At 35.5% G+C, this 389-nt stretch carries 1 protein-coding gene; it reads right to left on the reverse strand.

From position 1 onward, the window contains the following. Positions 1 to 389, reverse strand: a 389-nt coding sequence (locus tag SB679_RS23245; RefSeq protein WP_410704653.1) for a TonB-dependent receptor domain-containing protein, incomplete at both ends; no start/stop codon positions are given.

Below are 389 nucleotides of genomic sequence, written 5' to 3' on the forward strand. Positions count from 1 at the left end.
CTGAGTGGTAAAAGAGGGCAACAAATAAGGATTTCCTATCCAATAATTCAAGGGACTAAAATAAAACCGAAAAGGGTTAAGTTGTGAGAAAACGGGCCGTGTTATTTTTCTGCTATAGGAAAAAGACAATTCATTAGATTTATTAAAAGAATAGCTTCCACTAAAAGAGGGCAGCCATTCAAGATAATTTCTTGAAACAACAGAGTTCATCGCATCTGAAATACTCTGTGTGTTTTCAACTCGTAACCCAGCATTGATTTGAAGCTTTTCAAATTTCTGTCTGTAAGCCAGATAACCCGCCATGATTTTTTCTTCGTAAGTGAAAACATTACTTCTTGCAGGGTCGAATATAAACTGGTTATTAACAGACAAGGTGTCATATCTGATAT

This window comes from Chryseobacterium sp. SIMBA_029 (assembly GCF_046535275.1).
GTDB lineage: Bacteria > Bacteroidota > Bacteroidia > Flavobacteriales > Weeksellaceae > Chryseobacterium.